This window comes from Reyranella sp. GW821-FHT12G01 (genome assembly GCF_058806575.1).
The window spans coordinates 3,040,438-3,060,216 of the sequence record NZ_JBXAPV010000001.1 but is presented as its reverse complement, the minus strand read 5'-3'; the positions used below and the strand labels follow the sequence as shown (position 1 = coordinate 3,060,216).

16 protein-coding genes are annotated in these 19,779 nt (G+C 67.6%); 9 read left to right on the top strand and 7 right to left on the bottom strand.

Features of this window, described 5'->3' with window-relative positions:
• Positions 1-11: 11 nt before the first annotated feature.
• From AC1RP5_RS14770 to AC1RP5_RS14745, 6 genes are all read left to right on the top strand, one after another.
• A complete protein-coding gene (locus AC1RP5_RS14770; protein ID WP_493111676.1) occupies positions 12-1,034 on the top strand; it encodes an extracellular solute-binding protein in 1,023 nt (340 codons plus the stop codon).
• A gap of 157 nt (positions 1,035-1,191) precedes the next feature.
• The gene (locus tag AC1RP5_RS14765; protein ID WP_493111674.1) at positions 1,192-2,010 is read left to right on the top strand and encodes an ABC transporter permease; all 819 of its coding nucleotides are present in this window, start codon (positions 1,192-1,194) and stop codon (positions 2,008-2,010) included.
• On the top strand, positions 2,007-2,825 hold the full coding sequence (locus AC1RP5_RS14760; RefSeq protein ID WP_493111672.1) for an ABC transporter permease: 819 nt from the start codon (positions 2,007-2,009) through the stop codon (positions 2,823-2,825). The genes AC1RP5_RS14765 and AC1RP5_RS14760 overlap by 4 nt, the downstream gene beginning before the upstream one ends.
• A 111-nt stretch (positions 2,826-2,936) precedes the next feature.
• Complete coding sequence (locus tag AC1RP5_RS14755; protein ID WP_493111670.1) at positions 2,937-3,908, top strand: hypothetical protein; 972 nt, start codon at positions 2,937-2,939, stop codon at positions 3,906-3,908.
• Positions 3,909-3,975: 67 nt separating this feature from the next.
• Positions 3,976-4,884 carry a hydroxymethylglutaryl-CoA lyase gene (locus tag AC1RP5_RS14750; protein ID WP_493111668.1) on the top strand — a complete coding sequence of 303 codons (909 nt, stop codon included), beginning with the start codon at positions 3,976-3,978 and terminating at the stop codon, positions 4,882-4,884.
• A 175-nt stretch (positions 4,885-5,059) separates the two neighbouring features.
• Complete coding sequence (locus tag AC1RP5_RS14745) at positions 5,060-5,653, top strand: LysE family translocator (protein WP_493111666.1); 594 nt, start codon at positions 5,060-5,062, stop codon at positions 5,651-5,653.
• 6 nt (positions 5,654-5,659) lie between these two features.
• On the opposite strand, the gene pbpC is transcribed toward AC1RP5_RS14745, so the two are convergent.
• Complete coding sequence (gene pbpC / locus AC1RP5_RS14740) at positions 5,660-7,696, bottom strand: penicillin-binding protein 1C (protein ID WP_493111664.1); 2,037 nt, start codon at positions 7,694-7,696, stop codon at positions 5,660-5,662.
• A 5-nt stretch (positions 7,697-7,701) separates the two neighbouring features.
• A complete protein-coding gene (locus AC1RP5_RS14735; RefSeq protein ID WP_493111663.1) occupies positions 7,702-12,720 on the bottom strand; it encodes an alpha-2-macroglobulin family protein in 5,019 nt (1,672 codons plus the stop codon).
• Between the two features lie 161 nt (positions 12,721-12,881).
• On the opposite strand from AC1RP5_RS14735, the gene AC1RP5_RS14730 reads away from it, so the two are divergent.
• Positions 12,882-13,310 (top strand): DUF1489 family protein, encoded by a 429-nt coding sequence (locus AC1RP5_RS14730; RefSeq protein WP_493111661.1) that lies wholly within the window; start codon positions 12,882-12,884, stop codon positions 13,308-13,310.
• Between the two features lie 9 nt (positions 13,311-13,319).
• Here AC1RP5_RS14730 and AC1RP5_RS14725 read toward each other — a convergent pair whose 3' ends face one another.
• Positions 13,320-13,892, bottom strand: coding sequence for a TetR/AcrR family transcriptional regulator (locus tag AC1RP5_RS14725; protein ID WP_493113367.1), 573 nt, complete (start codon positions 13,890-13,892; stop codon positions 13,320-13,322).
• A gap of 115 nt (positions 13,893-14,007) precedes the next feature.
• Between AC1RP5_RS14725 and AC1RP5_RS14720 the strand changes: the two genes are divergently transcribed.
• A complete protein-coding gene (locus tag AC1RP5_RS14720) occupies positions 14,008-14,409 on the top strand; it encodes a RidA family protein (RefSeq protein WP_493111659.1) in 402 nt (133 codons plus the stop codon).
• 34 nt (positions 14,410-14,443) lie between these two features.
• Here the strand turns inward: AC1RP5_RS14720 and AC1RP5_RS14715 are convergent, their stop codons facing one another.
• The 3 genes from AC1RP5_RS14715 to AC1RP5_RS14705 are packed head-to-tail and all read right to left on the bottom strand — an operon-like array spanning position 14,444 to position 17,874.
• Positions 14,444-15,643, bottom strand: coding sequence for a peptidoglycan -binding protein (locus AC1RP5_RS14715; RefSeq protein ID WP_493111657.1), 1,200 nt, complete (start codon positions 15,641-15,643; stop codon positions 14,444-14,446).
• Positions 15,644-15,648: 5 nt separating this feature from the next.
• Complete coding sequence (locus tag AC1RP5_RS14710) at positions 15,649-16,797, bottom strand: flagellar motor protein MotA (RefSeq protein ID WP_493111655.1); 1,149 nt, start codon at positions 16,795-16,797, stop codon at positions 15,649-15,651.
• Positions 16,798-16,833: 36 nt separating this feature from the next.
• Positions 16,834-17,874: an OmpA family protein gene (locus tag AC1RP5_RS14705; RefSeq protein ID WP_493111653.1), complete on the bottom strand. Its 1,041-nt coding sequence runs from the start codon at positions 17,872-17,874 to the stop codon at positions 16,834-16,836.
• 154 nt (positions 17,875-18,028) lie between these two features.
• On the opposite strand from AC1RP5_RS14705, the gene AC1RP5_RS14700 reads away from it, so the two are divergent.
• A complete protein-coding gene (locus AC1RP5_RS14700) occupies positions 18,029-18,919 on the top strand; it encodes a LysR family transcriptional regulator (protein ID WP_493111651.1) in 891 nt (296 codons plus the stop codon).
• Here the strand turns inward: AC1RP5_RS14700 and AC1RP5_RS14695 are convergent.
• Positions 18,916-19,764, bottom strand: coding sequence for an inositol monophosphatase family protein (locus AC1RP5_RS14695; protein ID WP_493113366.1), 849 nt, complete (start codon positions 19,762-19,764; stop codon positions 18,916-18,918). The genes AC1RP5_RS14700 and AC1RP5_RS14695 overlap by 4 nt on opposite strands.
• Between the last annotated feature and the right edge of the window lie 15 nt (positions 19,765-19,779).

The following is a 19,779-nucleotide window of genomic DNA, read 5'->3' as shown; positions in this document are numbered from 1 at the left end:
AGGGGATCGAAATGAAGAGACGTACTTTCGTCGGTGCGGCCGCCGCTCTGCCGGCCGTGAGCCTCCTGTCCGGGACCGCGCGTGCGCAGGTCAAGGAAATCCGCATGATCGAGTCGGGCGGCAAGTCCGGTGAGTCGATCGAGGTCGGCTATATCGAGCCGTTCACCAAGAAGACCGGCATCAAGGTCATCCGCGAGAGCCCGAATTCGCTGGGCAAGCTGCGGGCGCTGGTCGAAAGCGGCCAGACCAGCACCGTGCTGATGGAAATCGGCTCGGGCACGCTGGTGCAGGCGCGTAACCTGAAGCTGATCGAGCCGATCGACTGGGCGGCCGTCAATCCCGCGCCGATGTTTCCCGAGGCCAAGAACGAGTACGGCTTCGGCTATCAATACTTCTCGACGATCATGGCGTGGCGCGCCGGCGCCAAGGCGCCGAAGAACTGGACCGAGTTCTTCGACACCAAGGCCTTCCCGGGCAAGCGCTGCCTGCCGGACTTCCCGCACTACAGCCTGCCGTTCGCCGTCATGGCGACCGGCGTGCCGGCCGACAAGCTGTTCCCACTCGACGTCGAGACCGGCTTCAAGAAGCTGAACGAGATCAAGAAGGACATCGCCGTCTGGTGGAAGGCGGGCGCTCAGCCGCCGCAGCTCATGAAGGACAACGAAGTCCAGTACGTGATCTGCTGGTCGGGCCGCGTCGTCGGCGATCCCGCCTTCGGGTGCAACTTCGAGGGCGGCATGGCCGACCTGTCCTACTTCTCGATCGTGAAGGGCTCCAAGCCCGAGGATCGGGCGGCGGCCTACAAGCTGATGCACGAGATGTCGCTGCCGGAAAACCAGGCGAAGGCGGCGACGGTGATCTCCTACACCGGCCCGAGCCCCGAGCTCGACGCGCTGCTGCCCAAGGACAAGCTCTCGGAGTTCCCGTCGAGCAAGCAGAACAAGTCGATCCAGTGGTTCCAGAACGCCGAATGGTGGGCGGCCAACGGCGAGGCCGTTAACAAGAAGTGGGAAGCCTTCAAGCTCAGCCTGTGATGACGAAGGCGGTGAATCGCACGCCTCCCCATTCAAATGGGGAGGTGTCGGCGTCTTACGCCGACGGAGGGGTCATAGGCATCGCTCGTGGTGCTCATGACCCCTTCGTCGCGGATTACCGCGCCACTTCCCCATTTGAATGGGGAGGAGAGGAGTAGTGCGCGCCAACGGCTTCTCCTTCATCGCGCCGCTGCTGGTGCTGATGGTCGTCGCCTTCAACGCGCCCATCGTCTACATGCTGGGCCTCGCCTTCTGGGAGAAGGGGCGGGGCTTCACGCTCGAACACTATGAAGGTCTGCTCGAGGCGCCGGTCTATCTGCGCGTGCTGGGCAACACGATGCGTATCGCGCTGATCGCGACCATCGCCAACATCATCATCGGTTATCCGCTGGCGCACTGGATGCGCGGGCTCGGCAGCCGCGGCCGCATGATCGCGCTGGCGCTGGTCGTGCTGCCGTTCTGGGTGTCGATCCTCGTCCGGACCTACGCTTGGATCGTCGTGCTGGGCAACGGCGGCATCGTGAACCGCGCCCTGCAGTGGAGCGGGCTTACCGACGCGCCGGTCTCCTTCCTCTATAATGAGTTGGGCGTGACGATCGGCATGGCCAACGTGCTGCTGCCGTTCCTCGTGCTGCCGCTGTTCGCCGCCATGCTGCGCATCGACGATCGCCTGCTGCAGGCCGCGGCCTCGCTGGGTGCGCCGCCGCGTACCATCTTCTGGAAGGTCTATTTCCCGCTCACCCTGCCGGCCCTGGCCGCGGGGGCGCTATTGGTCTTCATTCTCTGTCTCGGCTTCTACGTGACGCCCGCGATCCTGGGTGGCGGCAGGGTGCCGATGATCTCCAACCTGCTCGACACGCTGATCAACCAGATCCCGCGCTGGGAGCAGGCCTCGGCGATCTCGACGATCCTGCTGATCGTGACGCTGGCGATCTTCGCGGCCTATCGCCGCCTCGATCGCAAGGCCTCGGCATGAACCGCGAGACGATCGGCGGCTCGATCTGGGCGCGGCGCGGCCTGGCTGCGATGGGCATCTTCGGGCTCGTCTTCCTGACGGTGCCGCTGCTCATCGTGATCCCGATGTCCTTCTCCTCGGCGCGAGCACTGACGTTCCCGCCGCCCAGCCTGTCGCTGCGCTGGTACGAGACCTTCTTCGGCGATTCGCGCTGGATGGAGGCGATGTGGACCTCGGTCTTTGTCGCGGCGATCTCCTCGGTGGCGGCACTGGTCCTGGGTGGGCTGGCGGCTTACGGACTGCGTCGCGGCAGCTTCAAGGGGCGCGACTGGGCCGAAGGCAACTTCATGGCGCCGCTGATCGTGCCCACCATCATCGTGGCCATCGCTCTCTATCTTGCCTTCGCCAAGGTCGGCCTGCTGGGCTCGCTGGTGGGGCTCGTGATCGCCCATACGCTGCTCAACGTGCCACTGGTGATGATGGTGCTGGGCGTGGCGATCCGCGAGTTCGATCAGCGGATCGAGCAGGTGGCCTGGAGCCTCGGCGCCTCCTGGGGCTACACGATGCGCAAGGTCGTGCTGCCCAACCTGGCGCCGTCCGTCTTTGCGGCCTGGATCTTCGCCTTCATCGGCAGCTTCGACGAGGTGATCGTGACCTCGTTCATTGCCGGCAAGTACGAGACCGTGCCGAAGAAGATGTTCAACGAACTGATCCTCGAGGTGAACCCCACCATCACCGCCGTGGCGACGCTATTGATCGCCTTCACCGTGCTGGCGCTGGCGGCCGTCGCCTTCGTGCTGAAGCGCGGAGGCAAGCTCAAGGAGACGGTGGTCTAGGTCAAACCCGCGACCGCATGACTTCGTGGATTTGAAATACGGCGAGGCTACAAGACTGTCCTGGTCCTGAATGGACCGAGTCCTACGTGGATTCCAGACGAGGAGGTCTTTGTGGCTGGTATCGAGAGTTTCCCCAATTACGACCTGTTGACGAGCGACGCGCAGTATTTCGATTACAGCTCGGCCGCCAATCCGATCAGCCAGGGCATCATCCCGCCGGTGCCCTACCGGACCTTCTCGCCGTCCTTCTTCGACGAGGGCCCGACGCGCGTTCAGCCGCTCGATGTCAGCGACGAACTGGGGATCGTCGGGCCGGCGAGTAGCCCGGCCCTCTGCGCCAACTTCATCCGCATCGTGCGCGGCTCGCTGATGACCTCGGCCGAGGCGACCAGCCAGGTTTTCTTCGTGTACCGCGGCAATGGCCGCACGGACGCGTGCGGCGAGACCATCCACTGGTCGCAGGGCGACTACATGGTCCTGCCGGCGCACGGCCATGCGATGCATCATTCCGACGGCGAGGCGGGGCTCTACTGGGTGCATGACGCACCGCTGCTGCGCTATCTCGGCGCGGCGCCGACGGTCGCGCGCTTCAAGCCCACCTTCTATCAGCACGGCAAGGCGCAGCAGAAGCTCGACGAGATCGCGACCAATCCGAAGACGGCGAACGCCAATCGCGTCAGCGTCCTGCTGGCCAACAAGAACTTTCCAGCCACCCGCACCATCACCCACACGATGTGGACGATGTTCGGCCTCCTGCCGAAGGATGCGGTGCAGTACCCGCACCGCCACGAGTCGGTGGCGCTGGACTTCGTGATCGACTGCAAACCGGGCTGCTACACGATGATCGGCACCGAGCTCGACGAGTCCGGCATGATCAAGAACGGCCGCCGCGAGGACTGGGCGCCCGGCGCCAGCTTCATCACGCCGCCCGGCTACTGGCATTCGCATCACAACGAATCGGGTGCGGACGCCCACGTCCTGCCGATCCAGGACGCCGGCCTGCATACCTATCTGCGCACCCTGGAGATCATGTTCAGCCATCCCGGACACGATCGCACCGCGCATATTTCGCAGACGCCGTAACGGCGAAATTCCTGTCTGGCGGGCTTCCCGCTGGTGCAGTATGTGGCGCCAGTAACGGGAGGTAACCATGAATCACCCCAAGCGCGTGCGGCTCGTCGAAGTCGGGCCGCGCGATGGGCTGCAGAACGAAGCGAAGCCGGTGCCGGTCGAAGCCAAGGTGGCCCTGATCGACGCGCTTTCCGCCGCCGGTCATTCGGCGGTCGAGGCCGGCAGCTTCGTGTCGCCCAAGTGGGTGCCGCAGATGGCCAACACCGACCAGGTGATGGCGCGTATCCAGCGCAAGGCGGGCGTGAGCTATCCGGTGCTGGTGCCCAACAAGCAGGGCATGAACGGCGCTGTCGAGGCCAATGTCGGCGAGATCGCGATCTTCACCGCGGCTTCGGAAGCCTTCTGCCGCAAGAACACCAACTGCTCGATCGACGAGAGCTTCGAGCGCTTCGCGCCGGTGATGGAAGCCGCGCAGAAGCACGGCATGAAGGTGCGCGGCTACGTCTCGACCGTGATCGCCTGTCCCTATGACGGCAAGGTCTCGCCCGCGAAGGTCGCCGAAGTGTCGGACCGCCTGTTCCGCATGGGCTGCTACGAGGTCTCGCTCGGCGACACGATCGGCGTCGGCACGCCGGGCGAATGCGTCGCCATGATCGACGCCGTGGCGGAGAAGATGCCGCGCGAAAAGATCGCCGCGCACTTCCACGACACCTACGGCCAGTCGCTGGCCAATATCCTGGCCGTCATGGAGCGCGGCATTGCCGTGTTCGACACCGCGGTTGCAGGCCTCGGCGGTTGCCCTTACGCCAAGGGCGCATCAGGCAATGTCGGTACCGAAGACGTGATCTATCTTCTGAACGGTCTCGGCATCGAACACGGCGTCGATCTCGACGCCATCGCCAAGGCCGGCCGCGAGATCTGCACGGCGCTGGGCCGCGAGCCCGCCTCCAAGGTGGCGCAGGCGCTCAAGGCGAAGGTGGCTGCGTAGGACGACTTCTCAATGTCGTCCTGAGCGCAGCGAAGGACCTGGCACAGCGATCAAAGGAGTCTGTCGCTGGCGTGAGATCCTTCGCTGCGCTCAGGATGACAAGAATTCCGTTTCGCTTGCGGAAGCCTCACGAACGTTCAAGACGGAGTTCCATGTCCGGCGTCAAATCGCCGGCATGGATGCTCTTCCCGGTTTCCTGATCGCGGCGATCGCGCTGGCCGGCAGCCCCGGCCCGGCGACCCTCAGTCTTGCTGCCGCCGGCGCCGCCTTCGGCGCGCGACGTGGCCTCGCGTATCTCGTGGGGATCGTGCTGGGTATGGTCGCCGTGATGGCGCTGGTGGCAAGCGGCATGGTCGGGCTGCTGCTGGCGGTTCCTGGTGTCGCGCCGGTCGTGGCGATCCTGGCGGCGCTTTATTTCCTGTGGCTCGCCTGGCGCATCGCCAACGCCCCGCCTCTGTCGGAAGAGGGCGGGCGCAGCGCGCCACCCACTTTGACCGCGGGCCTGCTGTTGTCGTTGGTCAATCCCAAGGGCTATGTCGCGATGGCGGCGCTCTATTCGGGCTTCACCCTGCTGCCGGGGCGCCTCGGCGCGGACGTGGCGCTGAAACTTGTCCTGCTGACGGTCGTCATTGCCCTGGTGAATGTCGCCTGGCTGCTGGCGGGTGCGGCGCTCACGCGCTTCTTCCGCGATCCGCGCACCAACCGAATCATCAACGTGGCGTTCTCGCTGCTGCTCGTCGGATCGGTCGCTCTGGCTTTCGCCGTCTGATCGCAGCTACTGCCGCTGAACGATCCTGACCGTCACCGCGGTGGATCGTCCGGCCTCATCGACGACGGCGAGACGCACAGTGCCGGCGTTGTCGGGCACCCACTGGTTGCCGTCGAGCGGGCGGCCGTCGACCAGCCAGCGCAGGCGGCCCTGGCCACCCATCGCGTTCAGCGGCACGGCCTCGCGTGCAGCGAGCTCGATGCGGGCATCGGCCGGCGGATAGGCGATGCGCGGGCCACCGTTCGTCTCCGCATAGGGCGCAAGCGTGCGCATGCGCGGCGGCAGTTCACGATGGGAGGCGACCTTGATCGCATCGGCCGGCGGGCGGATCGCGCGATTGTCCTCGCCCGGCAGGCGACCGAACGCCTTGAGCAGGACAGGCAGCGCCGAGAGCCGCCCGAGCTGGCCGGGGCGGGGCGTGCCGTCGGCATGTCCGACCCAGACGACCACCGTCCAGTTGGCGCTGTAGCCGGCGGCCCAAGCGTCGCGATAGCCGGCGGAGGTGCCGGTCTTGAAGGCGATGCGGCGGTCGCGCAGCGCCACGGGCAGCGACGCGAAGCCTTCGGGTAAAGGCGCTTCGGCCAGCACGTCGGAGACATACCAGGCTGCGGTCGGGCCCACGAGGCGCAGGGCGTCGGGCTTGGGCCGGTCGCGGCGGACCTGCGGGGGCGCGAAGGTGCCGCCGTTGGCGAGGCCGGCATAGAGCCCGGCCATCTCGAGCGGCGACACGGTGGCGCTGCCGAGCGCCACGCCCAGCGAATTACCGTTGTCGCCCGGCGGCAGGCCGGGGGAAACGCCAGCGGTGCGCAGGGTGGAGAGGAAGCGCTGCGGGCCGACCTTCTCCAGCGCCAGCACGGCCGGCACGTTCAGAGACTGCTGCAGCGCGCGGCGCACGGTGACGGCGCCCTGATGGTCGCGGTCGAAATTGCGTGGCAGCCAGTCGCGGAAGCGTACCGGCACGTCCTCGACCAGCGTCTCGGGATGGAGCGTGCGATCGTCGAACGCCATGGCGTAGATCAGCGGCTTTAGCGCCGAGCCCGGCGAGCGGCGGGCGCGCACGAGATCGACCTGTCCGGCGCGACCGAAGAAATTGTCACCGCCCAGCCAGGCCACGACGCCGCCGGTCCGGTTGTCGAGCGCGACCATCGCGATCTCGGCGCCGTCGCCGAAGGCCCGGCGCTCCTCGCGCACGAGCTGGCCCAGCGACTGCTGCAACTCATAGCGCACGGTGGTCGGCACCACGGCGCCCGGCGACTGGCTGGCCAGCCAGGCCGAGAGATGCGGCGCCTGCATTGGCAGAGCGAGGCGGCGGTCGGGCGCGGGACGGCTGCGTGCCATGGCGAGCAGGGGCGCGTCGATCACGCCATGCTCGAGGCCGCGCTCCAGCACGCGGTCGCGCGCGGCCTGCGCGACGGCGGAAGCGCGATCGGGACGCCGCCGCTCCGGCGACTGCGGGATAGCCACGAGGAGTGCGGCTTCGGCGGCACTGAGCTGGCGCGGCTCCTTGCCGAAATAGGCAAGTGAGGCTGCGCGCACGCCTTCGAGGTTGCCGCCCATCGGGGCGAGCGTGAGGTAGATCGCCAGTATTTCGAACTTGGAGTAACGCCACTCCAGTTGCAGCGCGCGCGCCGACTGGATCGCCTTGGTCGTGAAGCTGCGCGGCCTGGGGTCGAGCAGGCGGGCCGCCTGCATCGAAATCGTCGACGCGCCTGAGACGATGCGGCCGCGCTCGGCGAGCTGCCATGCCGCCCGTAGCGCGGCAAAGGGATCGACGCCCCAATGATCGTCGAAGCGGCGATCCTCGTAGGCCTTGAGCAGGCCGAGATAGAGCGGATCGACCTCGTCGACCGTCGCCTTCAGCCGCCACTTGCCATCCGCCGTCGTGAAGGCGCGCAACAGGCGGCCGTTGGCGTCGACGACCTCCGTCGACCGGTCCTGATAGCGCGTCAGGTCGGGTGGGAAGGCGTGGTCGAGCGCCAGCCCCGTCGCTGCCACGGTCGTGGCGACGACGGCAAGGCCCGCGAGGAGGCGCTTGAAGCGCATGCCGGCTACTTCGTCTCCGGCGGCAGGATCGTGAGCGAGCGCATCCCGGTCCGTCCGAAGATCCGCGGCGCGTACATGTCCGAGACGTTGGTCGCGGGCACCGCGTAGGTGCCGGGCGTCACGGCGCGCACGATGTAGGCGACATGATAGGAGTTCGGGTTCTTGGCAGAGGAATCCCACCAGGTCAGATAAGGCCGCGTGCCCATGTTGAAGGACGCGAAGAAGCGGTCGTCGCGGGCTTCGGAAACGCGGGTCTCGGTCAAGTCGGTGAGGAACGGGAAAGACTTCACCGTCTCTTCGTTCAGCACCGATTCGATCTCGAAGCCGGCCGGCAGCAGGTCGAGCAGCGCCACCTCATGGTAGCCGCCCTCCAGGTTGCGGCCGGAGATCGAGACGATGAAGCGCTCGTTCTGCCGGACACGGGCGAGCGTACTGGTCTCGCCGTTCAGCTTGAAATACTCGCGCTGGACGCTGATGCCGGAAGTGGCCGCGGGCTGCGGATCGAGCGGCACGCCGCGCGCCGTCACCTGCATCCAGATCGGACGATCACTGTCGTTGCGCAGTTTCAGGCCGCGGGCGAGCGCCGCCGCGTCGGGGTTGATCGTCACCGGCTCGGTCGCCGCCTGACGCTGCTGGCCATCGACCGAGTAGCTGAGCTGGGCGCTGCCGCTCATCGCGCGCGCGGCCATCACCAGCCACGCCTGTTCCTGCGTGGTGGTCAGGCCGATCGATGCGGCGAGACGATCGCCCACGAGGTTCGTCATCTCGGTCAGGCCGTCGCGACCGCCTGCCTCGACCGCCAGGGTCACGAGGGCGGCGCGATTGCGCAGCGGCGAGCCGTAATAGTCGGACGGATCGCGCTCGTCGATCTTCTGGCGCGCCGAGGCGAAGGCGAGACGGGCGCGGCCCGGCTCACCCACCTGGTTCAGCGCCGCGGCCAGCATCGCCCAGGCGATGCCGCCCTTCATCTCCGACGCCTTCGTGTCCTGGAAGTAGCGGACACGGCCGGGATCGGCGTAGCCGGACTTCGCCAGCACGTACCAGGCATAGGCCTGGGCGTTGGGCGAGAACTTGTCGGCGGTCCTGTTGAGCCAGCCCAGGGCCCGCTGCAGCGACGCCGACGGCACCGCCATCTGCTGCTGGTTGGCGCGGACCAGGAAGTCCAGCACGTAGGTCTGCAGCCATTCGGCGGCCGGGGTGGAGAAGGGACCCCACATGCCGAACGAGCCGTCGGCCAGCTGCATGTCGACGATCCGATAGATGGCGTCCTGCACGCGGTCGTTGATGCGCGGGTCGGTCGGGCCGTACCCGAGCAGCGCCACGTCATTGTAGTAGAGCAGCGGCATGGCGCGGCTGGTCGTCTGCTCGATGCAGCCGAACGGATACTTGTCGAGCGAGCGCAGCAGCCCCGCGACGTCGATGCCGGGGATGCGGGTCAGCGAGGTGCTGACCTGCGCCGTGCCGGGCGCGAAGGCCGCGATCACGTTGCGGTCGACCGTGGCTTCGTTGCCCGGTCCCAGGCGCGCGACCGTGTCGACCGCGCTGGGCGTCTGCGCCGGCCGCACCTGGATGTCCCATTCGCGCTGGACATTGAAGTTGCCGGGACCCTGGACGGCGACGGTGACCTTGCCGAAGCCGGCGTCGCCGGCCCGTAGCGGCCAGGTCAGCAGCTCGCGCTGGTTGGCGGCCAGCCGCTTGGTCTCGCTGACCGAACGCTCGAGCGAGACCGAGCCGGTGGCGGTCAACGTCACGCGGTAGTCGCCCGCCTGGCCATCGACATTGTGCAGCGACAGCGCCACCCTTCCGATGTCCTTCGGCGCGAGGAAGCGCGGCAGCACGGCGTCGGCGGTGACGGCGTCGCGCACGAACAGGCGCTGTTCGCCCGAGCCGACGCGGGTCTTGTCGTAGGCGACCGCCATCAGCCGGAGCTGGCCGATGAAGTCGGGGATATCGAGGCCGATCTTCGCTTCGCCATTGGCGTCGAGTTTCACCGGTCCGCTGAACAGCGCCACGGTGCGTGTCGGCACGAGGTCGAGACCGCCGATCTCGCCGGCGTCGCCGCCAGCCCGGATGCGGCCGAGTTCATCGGCGCGCGTGTCGAGCAGGCGGCCGTAATCGTCGCGCATGGAAACGCCGAGCCGGCGCTTGCCGAAATAGTAGTCGGCCGGATTGGGCGTCTTGTAGCGCGTGAGCTGGAGGATGCCCTCGTCGACCGCGGCCAAGGTCACGAACGCGTCCTGGCCGGCCTGCAGGTTGGACACCTTCACCGGCACGTCGATGCGCTGGCGCGGGGTGATCTTTTCCGGCGTGCCGATCTGGACGGCGAGCGTGCGCAGGGCCGGATTGAGGCCGAGCCATGTGGCGCCTATCGCGCGCGTGGGCGTGCGTTCCGCGGGTGCGGACAGCGGCCGCCAGGCAGTGACCAGCGCATAGGCGCCGGCGCCCCATTCGGCCTTCACCGGGATCTCGACGGTCGCGCCGCCCGCCGGCACCTGCACCGACTGGGTCGAGACGATGCGGTCGGTGGCGACGGCGATCAACGCCTCGCCGGCGAAGGGCGCCTCGATGCGCAGGCGGGCATTGTCACCCGGCGCATAGTTCTGCCGGTCGCTGGCGACGCGCAGCGTGTCGGGCGCTTCCTCGGTCGAATCGCCGCCGTACCAGCCGACATAGAAGGTGAGGCTGGTCGTGGTGTTGGCGTCGTTGTCGACGACGGTGAGCTTGTACTGCCCCCAGTCGAGACGCTGCGACAGGCGGACAGGAGCGTCGGCCTTCAACGTCACCTTCTCGGAGGTGACGAGGCGGATGTTCTGGATCGACTGCCAGCGCCAGCGGCCATCGACCTGGTACCATTGATAGGCAAAGACGATGCGCTCGATGCGGTACTCGACCGACGGGCGCGCGATCTGCTTGCCGCTGCCGTCGACGGCGATCAGGTCGAACTCGGTGTCAAACCCTTCGCGGGAATAGCGGCCGTCGAAAGTGGACGCGACGCCGAGATAGGTGTCGCGCGTGCGGACCGGCACGACCTTGTCGGTCTTGGTCGCACGGCCGCCACCCGGCTCGAAGACGCGGGCCTGCACGGAGGCCCGCAACGGCAGGACCGTGTCATTGGCGAGGCTGCCGGCCCATTCGAGGCGCGACTTGCCCGCCTGGTCGGTATCTTCGCCCTTCAGCTCGATGAACGGCGGCTCGAATTTCTGGCGCGCTTCCTCGGGGCCAAACCGGTACTTGGCGAAGGCGGGGAAGGGCGTGTCGTCGACCGTGATGCGCATGTCGCCCTCGACGGGCAGGTCGGAGGCCGGCGCGCCGTAGAGGAAGTCGGCCGAGAGGCCGAACTTGTTCACGGTGCCGGGCTTGATGATCTCCTGCTCGGAGGTCAGCTCGATCTTGAGCTTCTCCGGGACGAAATCCTCGACAGAGAACTCGACCCGGCCGACGGGCGCGCCCTTGGGATCGATATGGGCGGCGACCGACCAGCGGCCGCGGCGCGAGGATTTCGGCAGGTCGATCGCCTGCGAGACGGCGCCCGAGCCCTGCAGGGCATGGGTGAAGCGCGTGAACTCGCTGCCGTCGGGGCGCTTCACGATCAGGGTGACGGGCAGGTTCGAGAGCGCATTGGCCGCGTCGTCGCGCATCAGCGCCATGAGCTGCACGGTCTCGCCGGGGCGATAGATGCCGCGCTCGGTGTAGAGGAAGGCATCGACCGGGCCGGGCTGCGCCCGTCCATCGACGCCACGGTCGGAGAGATCGAAGGCCGCCTTGGTGAGTTCGAGGCGCGCGAATTCCTTCTTGGCGGGATCCTGCGCCATGACCGCGACCGCTTCGGCCGCGCCCGTGCCTTTGAGCAAGCCGGCGGCAAACGAGGCGCGGCCGTCGGCGCCGGTGACCATCTTGCCGATCGGCTCGTTGCCGCGCGACAGGACGGTGACCTCGATGCCCGCCATCGGCTGGGCGGTCTGGAGCGAGCGCGCGAAGACGTTGAGGCCGTCGTCGCCACTGAAGGATGTCAGGCCGATGTCGGTGTCGATCACCCACATGCCGGCGGCGGCGCCGGTCATCGTCTCGTCGTCGTCATAGTCGCGCGACGGCGGCTTGGCGGCGTTCCACACCACGACGAAGTAGGCGCCGGGCTTCCAGTCCTTGATCGTCTCGCGGATTGGGAAGGCGGTGACGACGGCCTGGTTGGGCGCGTTGCGCACTTCCATCGTGCCGGTCCATTGCTCGGCGCCGTTGTTGCCGTTCAGCCAGCTGCGCAGCGACCACGTCTCGGTGATCGGCTCGGAACCGGGGAACGACACGTCATAGGCGCGGTCGGACGAAAAGCGATCGATGCCGCGCTCGTTCACGCGATAGACCGAGATGCCGACCTTGGAGACGTTGATGGTGGTGACGGGCAGGCCGGCGGCACTACCGCGCGGCAGGATGAAGCCTTTGCCGGGCAGGTTCACGACGGCGGGGCGGGCGCCCAGCGCCACGCTGACGCTCTGCTCCTCGCGCAGCTTCTCGCCGTTGCTGCCAGGGAAGCCCGCCAGCAATTTCACGGTGTAGTCCTGGCCGTAGGTCAGGCCCGCGATGCACAGCCGGTCGTCGACGGTGCGCAACGCCGTCTTCGCCTCGGGCTCGACGCGGATGAAGTCGCCATACTTAACGTCGCCGCCGGCGAGCGGCTTGTTGAAGGCAAGGCAGGCTTCCGCTTCCGAGCGGGAGGAATCGACCCCGACGCGACGGAAAGTGAAAGGATCAGAGGGCAGCGCCGGCGGCTGTGCGATCGGCGTCGGCGCGGCCGATGGGTTGCCGGCCTGGGTGGGCGTGACGGAGGGCGTGACGGTGGGTGTGGCGGGAGGAGCGGCCGCCGTCGGCGGAGCGGCAGGTGCCGCGGCCGGAGGCGTCGTGGTCGTCGTCGCGGTGCGGGTTGGTGCGGGGCGGTCGACCGAATCGCCCGGCCTCCCGATCAGATAACCCGCAATGCCAGAACCCAGCATCAGGGCCACAACCAAGGCAGCCAGCGTCGACCGATTCATAAGAACCCTCGCGATAAAGCGACCGGACAGTAGAGCGCGGATTGTGCAAACAATGTGGAGTCTGACGCCCGGTCTGCAATTCTCGCAGGCTGTGGCGGGAAGGTCACGCTGTGGATAGCCGGCGCTTGAGCAAGGGGTGTCCGGCGTACTAAGCGCAAGCGATGGCGTTGCATCTCATCAAGCTCGCGGTCGGCGTCGACGATCTTGCCCACATGAAGAAGGTCCAGGCGGCCCGGCGCAAGGAGCGCCGGCAGACGGCGCGCTCGCCGCATTGGGTCTACACGCGCAACTCGCCGCGACGAGGCGAGGACCTGCTGGGCGGCTCGCTCTACTGGGTGATCCGCGGCGTCATCCGCGTCCGCCAGGAGCTGATCGGCTTCGAGGACGATTTCGACGAGGAGAGCGGCAAGAAGTTCTGCCGCATCAAGCTCAAGCGCACCCTGATCCAGACCGCACCGCGCGCCTGCAAGGCCTTCCAGGGCTGGCGCTATCTCGACCCCGAGCGTGCCCCGCCGGATCTGTCGAGCGGCGATACCGCCGATATGCCGGTGGAGATGGCGGCTGAACTGAAGAGACTCGGTCTCCTGTAATCCTTCAACTCAGGCCTGCGAACGCCGCAGGCCGGCTACAAGCGTCCGGAATGCGTCCACGGCTTTTGCGAAAACGGCCTTCGGATCGTCCGCCGCCGCGATCCAGAGCGCGGCATTGAGGGCCGCGCCGTTTACCAGGCGGGCAGCGGCTTCGGCGTCCACCGGCTTGACCGTGCCGTTTTGGATAAGCGTTTCGATCGTCTCGGTGGTGGTGCGCAGGCATGCGGTCTGGTTCGGCCATTGCGACGGATCGCCGAGCACGGCCGGCCCATCCAGCAGCATGATCCGCTGGATTTCCGGCTCAAGGGCCATCTCGATGTAGGCGACACCCTCGTCCAGAAACGCCTCCCAGGGGGTCTTCGCCTTGGCCTGTGCGATACGCATCCGCGCCAGCATTTCCCCATCGATCTGGTCGATGACGGCCTGCAGTAGTCCCTTCTTGTCTCCGAAGTTGTGATAGAGGGCGCCTCGCGTCAGCCCGGCGTCGGACGTTAGGTCATCCATCGAAGCCGCCGCATAGCCTTTGGTGGCAAAGGCGCGCCGCGCCGCTTTCACCAGTTTGCCTTTCGATTCCTCGACCATTTCTGCCCGTTTAGCCACGACCGCCTCCGGTGACATACGCTTCGTATGTCAATTGACATACGGAGCGTATGCTCCCATATGCTGACATACGGAGCGTATATCAATGGAGCGAAAGATGAACCAACGCGAAGCGATCTTCCCCGCGGGCCGGCAGGCCCTCTACGAAAAATACCGCTATTCCGCGGCTGTCCGCTCAGGCGACATGCTCTTCGTCTCGGGGCAGGTCGGCAGCAAGGAAGACGGCTCGCCGGAACCTGTTTTCGAGCAACAGGTGCAGCGGGCGTTCGACAATCTGTCGGCTGTCTTGAAAGCGGCGGGCGCCACACTCGACGATGTCGTCGATGTCACCACTTTCCATACCGACCCGGAGGCCCAGTTCCCGGCGGTAATGGCAGTGAAAGAGAAAGCGTTCGGCGACTCTCCCTATCCGACCTGGACCGCCATCGGCGTGACCTGGTTGGCCGGCTTCGATTTCGAGATCAAGGTCATCGCCCGCATTCCCGAACGCCGGAACTGAGCCAGGCTCGAAGGGCCCGAGCCAGGAGCCGGCCTTACCGGTTGGTGAGCTTCAGCTCGATGCGCCGGTTGCGCGTCGTGTCGGTGGACGAGAGCGGCTGGTATTCGCCGTAGCCCGCCGCCACGAGACGGCTGTTCGGGATTCCCTCGCTGTTCAGGAACTTCACAACGGCGATGGCGCGGGCGGCCGAGAGTTCCCAGTTCGATGGATAAGTCGCGTTGCTGATCGGCTTGTTGTCGGTGTGGCCGTCGACCTGCAGGACCCAGTTGATGTCCTTGGGGATCGTGGCGGCGATCTCGACCAGGCGCTTGGCCACGCTGGCGAGCTGCTTCTCGCCGCTTTCCTGCAGCTTGGCCGAGCCCGAGGGGAAGAGCACTTCGGACTGGAAGATGAAGCGGTCGCCGACGATCTGCACGTCGCGCTGCCCGCGCAGAGCTTCGCGCAGCTTGCCGAAGAATTCGGACCGGTAGCGCGCCAGCTCCTCGACCTTGCTGGCCAGCGCGCGATTGAGCTTCTGGCCGAGATCGACGATCTGCGCCTGCTGGTCCTTGGCCTTCACGTCGGCGGCGTCGAGCGCGGTACTGAGGCGCGCGAGCTCGTCCTTGAGGGCCGCCAGCTCGGCGGTGAGGCGCACCACGGCGGCCTTCTGCTCGGCGGTGAGCTTCTGCTCCTCGGTGAGGTCGCCGAACAGCTTGCCCTTGTCCTGGTTGGCGGCGGCCAGCGAAGCGGCGAGCCGCGTGAGCTCCAGCCTCTGGCGTTCGATCTCCTTCTGCAGGTCGCCGGCCTTGGCGGCCGCTTCCTTGTTGGAGCTTTCGAGCGAGGAGGCGAGCCGGTCGCGCTCCGCCAGCATCGAGGTCAGGCGCTCGGTGAGGGCGTCGCGCTCGATCTTGAGCGCATCGGCCGCGCCGCGCTGAGTCGTGAGATCCGCACCCAGCCGGTCGCGTTCGGCCTGGCTCTGGCGGAGCTGCAGGGTGAGTTTCTCGAGGTCCTGCTTCAGGCCATCGCTCGCGGCTTTCTCGAGCGACAGCACGCTGGCCAGGTTGCCGAGCTGCTTGTTGAGGGCATCGATGGCGCTGTCGCGGGTGCTCAGCGTGTCGGTCAGCGTGAACTGCGCGACGCTGAACAGCGACAGCAGGAAGATCAGCACCATCAGCAATGTCGTCAGCGCGTCGACATAGCCCGGCCACGTGTAGTCGGCGCCTCCTCCACCGCGGCGGCGGGATGCGGCCGCCATGGCGGTTAGCCTTCGCCCGGCGGCGTCGTGCCGCGCGTCGAGGCGATGGTGCGGGCGAGCAGGCGGAACTCGCCGCGCAGCTCGTCGGCCAGCGCCGTGCGGCTGCGCACGCTTTCGTCGATCAGCCGGGCGAGGCCGGCCTCGAGGTTGCGCTGGTGCGCCAGCAGCGCGTCGCTATCAGTCTCCGGCTTGCGCTCGGTCAGGCGCGCGACCGTGCCGCGCAGCTCGATCGATTGCTCGGCGAGCCGCGCCAGCAGCGCCTGCTGCGAACGCATGCTTTCGGTCAGGGCCGACAGACGCTCGACCAGGGCGGAATTGGCGGCGGCGGCCTGTTCGCGGCCTTCCTCGCTGCGGCGCAGCGTGCGGGCGAGATCGTCGAGACCGTCGGCGGTGCGCTCCAGCAGCGCCTCGACATAGGCCGAGACGCCTTGATCGCCTTCGGTCTGCAGGGTGCCGCTGGAGAGCCGCGTCACGCCGGCCAGCCATTCCTCGAGTTCGGTATGGAAGCGGCCCTGCGCCTGACTGGCCTGCAGTTCGAGGAAGCCCAGCACGAGCGAGCCGGAGAGGCCGAACAGCGAGGCGCCAAAGGCGGTCGACATGCCCTTGAGCGGCCCTTCGATACCCTGCTTCAGCTTGGCGAACATCTGCACGGCATCGCCGCCGGTCACCTGCATGCCGACGATGGCGTCGGCCACCGCGCCGATCGTCTCGAGCAGGCCCCAGAAGGTGCCGAGCAGGCCGAGGAAGATCAGCAGGCCGATCATGTATCGGCTGAGTTCGCGCCGCTCGTCGAGGCGGCTGGCGATGCCGTCGAGCATGGCGCGCGTTGCCGTGGGCGACAGGCGGAAATTGTCCTGGCGTTCGCCCATCATGGCGGCCATCGGCGCCATCAGCTCGATCGAGCTGGTGTCGAGCGGCGGGGCGCCGGCTTCGCGATGCTGGAAGCGCCGAAGCCAGCGCACTTCGGGCCACAGCGCGATGACCTGGCGCATGACGAAGAAGATGCCGATGACCAGGACGCCGACGATGACGCTGTTGAGGATCGGCGTGTTCATGAACACGCGCAGCAGGTCATGGTGGAGGAGGTAGGCGATGCAGGCCACCACCGCCAGGAACAGCAGCATGCGGACGAGATACGGAAGCGGATTACTCATGCCATCTCCCGGTGCCGGTGAGCCGCATGCTGGCGATCATGTGTTGGGCACCAGGATTTCGACCCGCTCGTTGCCGTCGCCGGCGAAGGCGGCGACTTCGATCTTCGCTTTCACGCCCTTGTCGATCAGGTAGGTGCGCACGATCAGCGCGCGCGCCAGCGAGATCTTGCGATCCGCCGGATCGCCGTTGCCGGTAAAGGCGCGCAACTCGACCTGGCGCGGGCCGCGATCGAGGATGGCCTTGGAAACGCGATCCAGTTCCAGCTTGGACGCATCCGAAAGTTCGGCGGACTGGGCGGTGAAGGCGACCGTCGCAGCGATGGGCGCGCGTGCCGGAGGAGCCGGCGGCTGTGGCGCGGGCGCCGGGGCAAGCGCCGCCATCTTCTGCTCGGGGGCCGCGGGCGGCGCCGGAGCCGGTGTGGGCGCAGGGGCGGGCGCTGTCGCCACGGGCGGCGCTGCGGGTGGAGCGACGACGGCCGGAGCCGGCGGCGGCGTTGTCACGGCAGGTGCTGCAGCAACCGGTGGCACCGGTGCGGGAGTCGGCGTTGCCACAGGAGCGGCGGGCGCGGCTGCGATGGCTGGAGCGGGTTTCGCCGCCGGAACGGGAGCGGGTGCCGCGATGGCCGGTGCTGGCGCCGATGCCTTGGGCGCGGGCTTGGCCGCGGGTATCGGTGCAGCGCTCGCCTTCTGGACAGCGGCCGATTTGCGTTTCGTTGGCAGTTCCGGGACGGCGATGACGCGGCTCGCGATCGGTCCGGGCGGGGGCGGCGGCAGCGAGGCGGCCGGGCTGGAAGAGGGAGCCGCATAAGCGGCCGTCGCGGTCTGCGGCGCCGCGGGCGCCGGGCCGCGAGAGGACCAGGGATTGAAGGCCGGACCCGCGGCCGGTCCCGCCACGTTCGCGGGCGCAGAGACGACCGGGGGAGCGTATTGCTGCGGGACCGGACTGCCGCCCGGCAGGCCGACGCCGGAATAGGGATTGAAGGCGGTGACGTTCTGCCCCTGGGCCGCAAACGACGCAGCGCCGACGCCGATCACGGCGAGAGCCAGGCTGCGTGCAGCGACCGAAGAGGGGGGCATAACCAATTGCCTTTCCAAGGGATTTGGCAATCGACCATACCGAATGGAATCTTGAGGCTCAACCGCTCGCGGCCATGGAGCTGCGGACGAATGCGCACACGACAGGCACATCGCGGCCGCTACACTCGTGTCGCCGGTTTCAAACGGAGCGGCGATGGACCTGAAAGGCGTGCGGGCATTTTGTAGCGTGGCCGATGGCGGCGGCTTCAGTCGCGCGGCGGCGGCCGAAGGCGTGGCGCAATCCGTGCTGAGCCGTCAGGTCTCGGCCCTGGAAAAGGAACTGGGCGGTCGCCTGTTTCATCGCACCGGACGCGGCGTGAAGCCGACCGAGTTGGGCGAGGCGCTGCTGCCACGTGCGCGGGCAGTCCTGGCGGAGGCCGAGCAGCTTGCGGCCGAGGCCCGTGGCGAGGGCGCCAGTCCGGTGGGCAGTGTCGATCTCGGCGTCGTGCCGGGCTGGGCGCAGCCGCTGGTCAGCGCCCTGACGGCAAAGGTGCTGGCGGCCTATCCCCGCATCCGCCTGCGCGTACACGAAGCCTATAGCGGACAGATCGAGGCGTGGATCGCCAACGGCCAGGTCGAAGTGGCGATCTTCAATCGCTACCGCCGCGGCGCGGTCCGCGGCGCCGAATTGGTGTCCCGCTGCGACATGATGCTGGTCGGTCCGAAGGGGCATCCCTCGCTGAAGCAGAAGGACGTTCCGTTCCGCGCGCTCGACGGCGTGGCGCTGTGCGGGCCTGTCCGGCCGAACGGCCTGACCACGGTGATGAGCGAACAGGCCGCGCGTCTTGGCGTGTCGCTGAACTTCGTGCTGGAGGGAAGCTCGTCGGCGATCCTGCGCGAGGCCGTCATGCGCTGCGGCCTCTGCACGGTCTTTCCGCGCCCCTATGTGGAGCGCGAGATGGCGGGCTCCGCCTTCGCGGCATCGCGCATCGTCAAGCCGACCCTGGAACAGGCGACTTGGCTGGCCGTCGGCACGCAGCGACCGGTGACACTCGCGGCGCGCACGGTCGCGCGCCTGGCGCGCGATATCCTGAAGGGCCGTTAGGCCTTGCTCAGGATCTCGACCATCGGGTCGCGCAGACCGAAGTTGCTGGCGAGGATCGACGGACCGCCCAGCTCGTAGGGCTGGCCCGCAATGTCGCCCACGATGCCACCCGCTTCGCGCACCATCAGGATGCCCGCGGCGACGTCCCACGGCGCGAGGCCGAACTCGAAGAAGGCGTCGTAGCGACCGGCCGCCACGAAGGCGAGGTCGAGCGCGGCGGCGCCCCAGCGACGAACACCGGCGGTGCGTTCGGTCACGGCCGCCAGCTTGGCGTGATAGGCGGCGTGGTTGGCCTTGCCGATATGGGGAATGCCGGTGCCGATCAGGCCGCGCGCCGGGTCCTTGCGGCCCGAGACACGCAGGCGCCGCGACCGGGCGTTCGGCGTGTCGATATAGGCGCCGTTGCCCTTCTCGGCCCAGAACAGCTCGTCGGAGATCGGCTGGTAGATGACGCCCGCGATGATCTCCTTTTCGCGCTCGAGCGCGATCGAGATGGCGAAGTGCGGGACGCCGTGCAGGAAGTTGGTCGTGCCGTCGAGCGGATCGACGATCCAGCGGTTGCGGCCGTCGCCCTTGGTCTCGCCGCCTTCCTCGCCGAGGAAGCCGTAGTCGGGGCGGACGCGCGACAGCTCGGCGCGCAGGGTGCGCTCGGCCTTGATGTCGGCGTGGCTCACGAAGTCGCCGGGACCCTTCTCGGAGATCTGCAGATGCTCGACTTCGCCGAAGTCGCGCTTGAGATTCTTCGCCGCGGCAAAGGCGGCGCGGATCATCACGGTGATCGTGGCCGAACGTTGCGCCAGCGACTTGCGTTCGGGCGGGCCCGAGCGTTCGCGGGCCTCGCCCATCGGGGCGCGGCCGAC

Bases quoted from the DNA above. Each gene is read 5' to 3' on its own strand.
- AC1RP5_RS14715 (WP_493111657.1), bottom strand. From the start codon at position 15,643: ATGGCGGCCGCATCCCGCCGCCGCGGTGGAGGAGGCGCCGACTACACG.
- pbpC (WP_493111664.1), bottom strand. From the start codon at position 7,696: ATGCGCTTCAAGCGCCTCCTCGCGGGCCTTGCCGTCGTCGCCACGACC.
- AC1RP5_RS14720 (WP_493111659.1), top strand. From the start codon at position 14,008: ATGAACCAACGCGAAGCGATCTTCCCCGCGGGCCGGCAGGCCCTCTAC.
- AC1RP5_RS14725 (WP_493113367.1), bottom strand. From the start codon at position 13,892: ATGGTCGAGGAATCGAAAGGCAAACTGGTGAAAGCGGCGCGGCGCGCC.
- AC1RP5_RS14745 (WP_493111666.1), top strand. From the start codon at position 5,060: ATGGATGCTCTTCCCGGTTTCCTGATCGCGGCGATCGCGCTGGCCGGC.
- AC1RP5_RS14730 (WP_493111661.1), top strand. From the start codon at position 12,882: ATGGCGTTGCATCTCATCAAGCTCGCGGTCGGCGTCGACGATCTTGCC.
- AC1RP5_RS14750 (WP_493111668.1), top strand. From the start codon at position 3,976: ATGAATCACCCCAAGCGCGTGCGGCTCGTCGAAGTCGGGCCGCGCGAT.
- AC1RP5_RS14735 (WP_493111663.1), bottom strand. From the start codon at position 12,720: ATGAATCGGTCGACGCTGGCTGCCTTGGTTGTGGCCCTGATGCTGGGT.
- AC1RP5_RS14705 (WP_493111653.1), bottom strand. From the start codon at position 17,874: ATGCCCCCCTCTTCGGTCGCTGCACGCAGCCTGGCTCTCGCCGTGATC.
- AC1RP5_RS14695 (WP_493113366.1), bottom strand. From the start codon at position 19,764: ATGGGCGAGGCCCGCGAACGCTCGGGCCCGCCCGAACGCAAGTCGCTG.
- AC1RP5_RS14710 (WP_493111655.1), bottom strand. From the start codon at position 16,797: ATGAGTAATCCGCTTCCGTATCTCGTCCGCATGCTGCTGTTCCTGGCG.
- AC1RP5_RS14770 (WP_493111676.1), top strand. From the start codon at position 12: ATGAAGAGACGTACTTTCGTCGGTGCGGCCGCCGCTCTGCCGGCCGTG.
- AC1RP5_RS14700 (WP_493111651.1), top strand. From the start codon at position 18,029: ATGGACCTGAAAGGCGTGCGGGCATTTTGTAGCGTGGCCGATGGCGGC.
- AC1RP5_RS14760 (WP_493111672.1), top strand. From the start codon at position 2,007: ATGAACCGCGAGACGATCGGCGGCTCGATCTGGGCGCGGCGCGGCCTG.